Source organism: Blattabacterium cuenoti (assembly GCF_014252295.1).
GTDB classification, from domain to species: Bacteria; Bacteroidota; Bacteroidia; order Flavobacteriales; family Blattabacteriaceae; genus Blattabacterium; species Blattabacterium cuenoti_V.
Window position 1 is genome coordinate 618,419 of record NZ_CP059215.1, and the last position, 6,534, is coordinate 624,952.

At 26.0% G+C, this 6,534-nt stretch carries 8 protein-coding genes; all 8 read right to left on the minus strand.

All coding sequences use genetic code 11. The annotated features are described in order from the left end of the window. Positions 1 to 4: 4 nt before the first annotated feature. The 8 genes from sufB to H0H40_RS03080 all read right to left on the minus strand — a co-directional run bounded on the left by sufB (position 5) and on the right by H0H40_RS03080 (position 6,340). Positions 5 to 1,450 (minus strand): Fe-S cluster assembly protein SufB, encoded by a 1,446-nt coding sequence (gene sufB, locus H0H40_RS03045; protein ID WP_185869028.1) that lies wholly within the window; start codon positions 1,448 to 1,450, stop codon positions 5 to 7. A gap of 3 nt (positions 1,451 to 1,453) precedes the next feature. Then, complete coding sequence (locus H0H40_RS03050) at positions 1,454 to 1,783, minus strand: HesB/IscA family protein (protein WP_185869029.1); 330 nt, start codon at positions 1,781 to 1,783, stop codon at positions 1,454 to 1,456. Between the two features lie 39 nt (positions 1,784 to 1,822). Further along, the gene (locus H0H40_RS03055) at positions 1,823 to 2,329 is read right to left on the minus strand and encodes a DUF192 domain-containing protein (protein ID WP_185869030.1); all 507 of its coding nucleotides are present in this window, start codon (positions 2,327 to 2,329) and stop codon (positions 1,823 to 1,825) included. Then, positions 2,316 to 3,203 (minus strand): prolipoprotein diacylglyceryl transferase, encoded by an 888-nt coding sequence (gene lgt / locus H0H40_RS03060; RefSeq protein ID WP_238785683.1) that lies wholly within the window; start codon positions 3,201 to 3,203, stop codon positions 2,316 to 2,318. Before lgt ends, H0H40_RS03055 begins: the two co-directional genes overlap by 14 nt. Before the next feature lie 14 nt (positions 3,204 to 3,217). Beyond that, positions 3,218 to 3,439, minus strand: a complete 222-nt coding sequence (yidD, locus tag H0H40_RS03065) for a membrane protein insertion efficiency factor YidD (protein WP_185869032.1) — start codon at positions 3,437 to 3,439, stop codon at positions 3,218 to 3,220. 85 nt (positions 3,440 to 3,524) lie between these two features. After that, positions 3,525 to 4,295 (minus strand): alpha/beta fold hydrolase, encoded by a 771-nt coding sequence (locus H0H40_RS03070; RefSeq protein ID WP_185869033.1) that lies wholly within the window; start codon positions 4,293 to 4,295, stop codon positions 3,525 to 3,527. After that, a complete protein-coding gene (locus H0H40_RS03075) occupies positions 4,279 to 5,052 on the minus strand; it encodes a pyridoxine 5'-phosphate synthase (protein ID WP_185869034.1) in 774 nt (257 codons plus the stop codon). The genes H0H40_RS03070 and H0H40_RS03075 overlap by 17 nt, the downstream gene beginning before the upstream one ends. Positions 5,053 to 5,074: 22 nt before the next feature. Continuing rightward, the gene (locus H0H40_RS03080) at positions 5,075 to 6,340 is read right to left on the minus strand and encodes a mechanosensitive ion channel family protein (protein ID WP_185869035.1); all 1,266 of its coding nucleotides are present in this window, start codon (positions 6,338 to 6,340) and stop codon (positions 5,075 to 5,077) included. Positions 6,341 to 6,534 lie beyond the last annotated feature (194 nt).

Consider the following 6,534-nt stretch of genomic DNA (forward strand, 5'->3'; position numbering starts at 1 on the left):
AACATTATCCAACAGATCCTTCCAAAGATATTTCCAAAAGCTTTCGAGCTTCTACCGCAAATTCCATAGGTAATTTTTTTAAAATTTCACTGCTAAAGCCATGAACTATTAAAGAAATAGCTTTTTCCGTATCAATTCCTCTTTGATTACAATAAAAAATTTGTTCCTCTCCAATTTTCGATGTAGTCGCCTCATGTTCTACTTTAGAAGTAGAATTATTATATACACTAATATATGGAAAAGTATGTGCTCCACACGTATCTCCTATAAGTAAAGAATCACATTGAGAAAAATTTCGAGAATGAATAGCTTTAGAATCTATTTTTACTAATCCTCTATAATTATTTTGAGCTTTTCCTGCTGATATTCCTTTTGATATAATTACACTTTTTGTACATTTTCCAATGTGTATCATCTTTGTTCCCGTATCTGCTTGTTGAAAATCCTTAGTTAAGGCTAAAGAATAAAAATTTCCCATAGAAAAGTCTCCTTTTAAGATACAAGATGGATATTTCCAGGTAATTGAAGACCCTGTTTCTACTTGAATCCAAGATACTTTTGCATTTTTTTCACATAATCCACGTTTCGTCACAAAGTTAAAGACACCACCTTCTCCTTTTTTATTTCCAGGGAACCAATTTTGAACAGTAGAATACTTTACTTCAGAATTTTCCAATGCTACAATTTCTACGACAGCTGCATGCAACTGATTTTCTTTTCTTTGTGGAGCTGTACATCCTTCCAAATAACTTACATAAGAATTTTTATCTGCAACAATCAAAGTCCTTTCAAATTGTCCTGTTCCACTTTCGTTTATACGAAAGTACGTAGATAATTCCATAGGACATCGAGTCTCCTTTGGGATATAACAAAAAGAACCATCTGAAAAAACAGCTGAATTAAGAGCTGCATAAAAATTATCATTTTTTGAAACGACGGAACCTAAATATTTTTTAACAATATCTGGATATTTATTTAAAGCATCATTAATAGAACAAAATATAATTCCTTGATCCTTCAATTTTTTTTGAAACGTAGTTGCTAAAGAAACGGAATCTAACACTATATCTGTAGCCACTCCTGAAATATTTTTTCTTTCTTCTAGAGGTACCCCTAATTTTTCAAATGTATTTATTAATTCTGGATCCATTTCTTCCGGTTTAGAAAGATTTATTCTCTTTTTAGGAGCGGAATAATAACTTATTTTTTGGAATACCGGAACATCATATTTTATATTTGCCCATTTTGGAGGTTCCATTTTTTTCCATATACGATAAGATTCTAACCTCCAGTCTAACATCCATGTTGGTTCATTTTTCTTTTCTGTTATCAAACGAATAACATCTTCGTTTAATCCTATTGGTATTTTATCTGATTCTATTGGAGTGTAGAATCCATATTTATATTCAGATTCAGTAAAATTCTCTAATATTTTATTATTTTCTTTCATTTTTTATGATGAAAAACTTTTTCCACATCCACATGTATGTTTCGCATTAGGATTTTCAAAATAAAATCCTTTTCCGTTTAATCCATCTGAGTACTTCAAAGTTGTTCCTTCTAAATAAGGAATACTATTTTTATCTACTAATATTCTCATTTCTTGAGATTGAAAAAGGCTATCTCCTTTCTTTTTTTCTTTATCAAAAGATAGTTGATACGACATACCTGTACATCCTCCGCTTTTAACTCCAAGCCTTACAAAAGAGGCATTTTCAGAAAAACCTTCTTCTTTCATCAAAGAGACTAATTTAGTTTTCGCATTTTCAGATATAAAAACCATAATATTTGCAAATTTAAAATTAAAGATAAAGATATATAATCAATTTTTATTCCAAGTTACTTTCGTTATTCCCTCTTTTAATCCCCATTTATTGGACATTCCAGAATTAATCTCTAAAACATATTTTATTTTTGATGGTAAATCAACTATTTCAATTTCCCTCATAGGACTAACATTATGATTCACAAAAACAACAGTATCAAATTCATTTATATAGATAATATCTAAAGGAATTCTCATATTTTCCATATCAATTTTCTTATACTCTTCTTCATCCTTTAAAAAAAATAACATTCCTCTATTTTCTTTCAAAGAAGATCTATATTTCAATCCGTTTTCTTTTTCCGTATCTTTATACGCTAATTCTACATCTATTTTTTTTAGAATACGATTGATATTTTTTAGATACAATTCTCCATTTTTAATAAATTCTATCTCCAATGAGTTTCCTACATCTGAATATAAAAAAAAATCGTTTCGTTCAGAAGAACGAATAAAAAGGAACAAAATCATTATTAATGGAAGAAAAGAGTTAATTTTTTTCATGACGAAAAAAATATTTTCTAGTTTTCAATAAATTAAAAATACCAAAAATAATAAAAGGAATACTAAGTAATTGTCCTGTATTTAAAGATAAAAAATTCAAAATTTCTTTTCCTTGTGGTTCTTTTAAAAATTCTAATAAAAAACGTGAAGACCAAAGAAAAGTAAAAAATATTCCAGATAAAAATCCACTATAAATCTGTTTCCCTTTATAATAATATAAATACCACAACAATAAAAAAATAAAAAAATAACTAATAGATTCATATATTTGTGCAGGATGTCTAGGAACTATTTCTCCATACTCTGTATCCATTTGTATAAATTTCACGGACCATGGTAATTTTGCACTACATGGCTTTCCTACTATTTCAGAATTAAAAAAATTTCCTATTCTGATAAAAACAGATGATAAAGCTACAGCAATGCATAATCTGTCACATATCCAAACAAAAGATTTTTTAATTATTTTTTTGCTATAAAAAAAACTGGATAAAATGATACCTATAGTTGCTCCATGACTAGATAATCCTCTATATCCAATGAACTCGTATCCTTTAATAAAACCTAATAAATAATAATTACTTCGTTCTCTAACAGGAAATAGAGCTTCTATCCAATGATCCGAAAAATATGAAAAATCATAAAATAAAACCTGTCCTAATCTTGCACCAACAATAGTTCCAAAAAAAGTACATATTAATAAAGGATCCAAATATTTTTTATGTATATTTTCATTCTTGAAAATAAAATTCATAATATACCATCCCAATAGAAAAGAAATAATGAACATTATGCTATAAATATGAATAGAAAAATCTTTCCATAAAGAAAATTTATAAATAGGATCCCAATTGATATATTCTAACATTTTCATAAAAAAATTAAGTCCTAAGTTATAGGAGGATCAAAACCTGAATTTCCCCATGGATTACACTGAATAATTCTTTTAAAACCCATAAAAAAAGCTTTAAAAATATTATCTTTTTTTAAGAAAAAAATCATATAATCCGAACAAGTAGGGATGTATCGACAGTTGTTCCCTATCCATGGAGATATACAAATTTTATATAATTGAATACTTTTTATGAAAAAATTTCTTATAATGTTCATACTAATATAGATTTTATGAAAAAAAACTCACTTTTTATTCGGTAAATTTAATACTTTGTGCGAGTTATACAATACACAAGAATAACTATTTCTTTTTTAAGAAGACATTTATTTCATTATAAAAATCTATTGGATTATCTATATGGATCCAATGTTTTGCCCTATTGATAGTTAAAATTTTTGCTTTCGGAAATAAATTGAAAATATAATCATAATCTTTAAAAGGGATATAATTAGAATTTTCTCCACGCAAAAAAAGTGAGGGACCATTATACAATCCTCTTTCAATTTTGTAACGAATCAAACGATCATAATTTTTTTCAATTCCAAATAAAAAAAAACGAAAGGAAAGTTTTCCATTATTTCTTCTATGAGTACACTTTAAAAAAAATAACCTAGTTTTTTTGTTTAAAATCCATGGTTCAAGAAATATATCAAGATCTTTTTTTGTTTTAATAATATCAAAATCAACTTTTTTTAAAGTATTAATTAAATTTTTCTTATCCGAATGTATATAAGAATTAGGACTAATATCTACAATAATAATTTTTTTTGGAATACAAGGATATTTTGTAGAAAACGTCATAACAGATTTTCCTCCCATAGAATGTCCTAATAATATAGGATGATCTAACCTATGATAATATATATAATTTAATATATCTTTTGATATAAGGTCATAATCCATTTTTTTTGAAAAAAAACTTTTCCCATGATTTCTAATATCTATTAAATGAATTTGATAAAATTTATTAAATTCTTTAGCAAAAGAATTCCAATTCTCTCCATTTCCAAATAATCCATGAAAAACTAAAATAGGAATACCAGATCCAAAAATTCTAGAATGTAGTATCATTTTTTATTACTTTATTTTTTATTCCACTTTCATTCATATCAATTCTATGAATTCTCTTCAAATAACTTTGAATTGTATTTTCTAATCCCATATATAAAGATTCACTAATTAAAGCATGTCCTACGGACACTTCTGATAGATAAGGTATTTTTTCAATCAAAAAAGAAATATTATCTAAATTCAAATCGTGACCCGCGTTGATAAGCATACCGTTTTTAACAGCTTCTTTTGCAGTTTGAATATAAGGATTAATAGAACTCCATTCTTTTTTAGCATATCCAATAGAAAAATTACCAGTATGTAATTCTATTCTATCTGATCCTGTTTTCGCCGCATATATAACTAATTCTGGATTTGGATCTAAAAATATAGAAGTTCTAATTCCAAAATTTTTTAATTTTTTTATTTTTCGAGTTAAAAAATGATAATGATTAATCGTATTCCATCCTGAACTTGAAGTAAGTGCATTATATTTATCAGGAACTAAAGTAACTTGATCAGGTTTGATTTTCAATACTAATTCCATAAATTTATCAGTTGGGTTCCCTTCAATATTTAATTCCGTTTTTATTACAGAACGAATATCATGAACATCCTGATATGTAATATGTCTCTCATCAGGTCTAGGATGAATAGTTATCCCATGGCTTCCAAATTTTTGAACGTCTATTGCTACTTGCAAAAGATTTGGAGTGGCCCCTCCTCTTGCATTTCTTAATGTAGCAATTTTATTTAAATTGACACTTAATTTTACCATTTCATCTCTTCTCTTTCTCTTCTTATCTTAACAAAAATTCTTTTTTAGTAACTTGAGTTACTTCCAAATTAAACTCTTTGGCTATTGTTAATAAATGATCAAAAACATTGGCTTGTATTTGTTCATATTTAATAGATTCAGATGTGTTTGTAAAACAATATAATTCAATAGGAAGACCGTAAGGAGTAGGCTCTAAGTGTCTGACCATAAGAGTTTCTGATTTTGATATTTTTGGATGTTGATACAAATATTCCAAAGCATACTGACGAAATAAACCAATATTCGTTAATCTCCTTTCATTAATATCTATGCGAATATCAACATTTTTTTCTTTATTGAAAATATCTATTTCTTTTTGCTTTTTTTGAATATAATTTTTAATTAAATAAACATGTTGAAACTTTTTTAGTTTATCTGAGTTACAAAAATGAAAAGATTGTATATTAAATAAAATAGATCTTTTTATTCTACGTATGTTTCTTTGACGCATAACTTCAAAATTAGTAACTGCAGTAGAAATTAAATCATAAGTAGGGACACTAGTTATAGTTTTATCAAAATTCTCTATTTTAGCAGAAGTTAAATTTATTTCTATCACTGTTCCTTCTATGCTGTATTTTGGAATTCCTATCCAATCACCTACTTTTATCATTTTAGTAGATGCCATTTGAACTCCAGAAACAAATCCAAGAATAGTATCTCTGAAAACAAGGATAACGATAGCAGTTATAGCACCTAAACTGGTAAGAACAGTGATTAAATCATTTTTTGTAAGAATAGCAATAATAACCAATACACAAAATATAATCGATACAATTTTTAGTAATTGTGAAAAAGAGCGAACTGCTATTGTTTGGTGGTTATTTTCACTTGTAGCTATTCTCATAATAGAATTAATTACTCTAATCAAAAATTGCAATACAATTAAAACAAACAATATGTCAAATATTTTTTTTAAATAAATGACAATAGTGTAATAATTTTTAAAAAAAGGTTCTATTAACAAAAAACAAATAGATAAAGGAAAAAAATGAGCTAAACTATCAAAAACTTTATTTTCATATAAAATGTTATCCCAAATAAAATGAGTAGAATTTATAATTCTTCTTCCTATGAAACGGACTCCTTTATTGAAAATAAATTCTAAAATTATTAATAAAATAGTAAAAAGTAATAGTTTACCAACTATGATAAGAATTATACTCCCCCATTTTCTCCAATCTAAATTTTGAAATAATTCATAAATTCCTTGGAATTGAAAAATTTTTACTAATATTTTTTCATACATAAACATAAACGAAATTCTATTCTTATTTCTATTTCTCAGAAATACTGATTTTTATTAAAAAACTAGAAGTTTTTTTTCAAAAATTTTATTTCTTTACTGTCTTGCCAGATTGAATAATATAATAGATATTGGATTTATTTCTTACTTACTAGTAAAAGATAAAAATTTTGATATAATTTTTAAATTTTAAATTT

What these genes read in the sequence shown, in the direction of transcription:
- H0H40_RS03055 (WP_185869030.1), bottom strand. Translation starts at nt 2,329, where the DNA reads ATGAAAAAAATTAACTCTTTTCTTCCATTAATAATGATTTTGTTCCTT.
- H0H40_RS03075 (WP_185869034.1), bottom strand. Translation starts at nt 5,052, where the DNA reads ATGGTAAAATTAAGTGTCAATTTAAATAAAATTGCTACATTAAGAAAT.
- lgt (WP_238785683.1), bottom strand. Translation starts at nt 3,203, where the DNA reads ATGAAAATGTTAGAATATATCAATTGGGATCCTATTTATAAATTTTCT.
- yidD (WP_185869032.1), bottom strand. Translation starts at nt 3,439, where the DNA reads ATGAACATTATAAGAAATTTTTTCATAAAAAGTATTCAATTATATAAA.
- sufB (WP_185869028.1), bottom strand. Translation starts at nt 1,450, where the DNA reads ATGAAAGAAAATAATAAAATATTAGAGAATTTTACTGAATCTGAATAT.
- H0H40_RS03050 (WP_185869029.1), bottom strand. Translation starts at nt 1,783, where the DNA reads ATGGTTTTTATATCTGAAAATGCGAAAACTAAATTAGTCTCTTTGATG.
- H0H40_RS03070 (WP_185869033.1), bottom strand. Translation starts at nt 4,295, where the DNA reads ATGATACTACATTCTAGAATTTTTGGATCTGGTATTCCTATTTTAGTT.
- H0H40_RS03080 (WP_185869035.1), bottom strand. Translation starts at nt 6,340, where the DNA reads ATGTATGAAAAAATATTAGTAAAAATTTTTCAATTCCAAGGAATTTAT.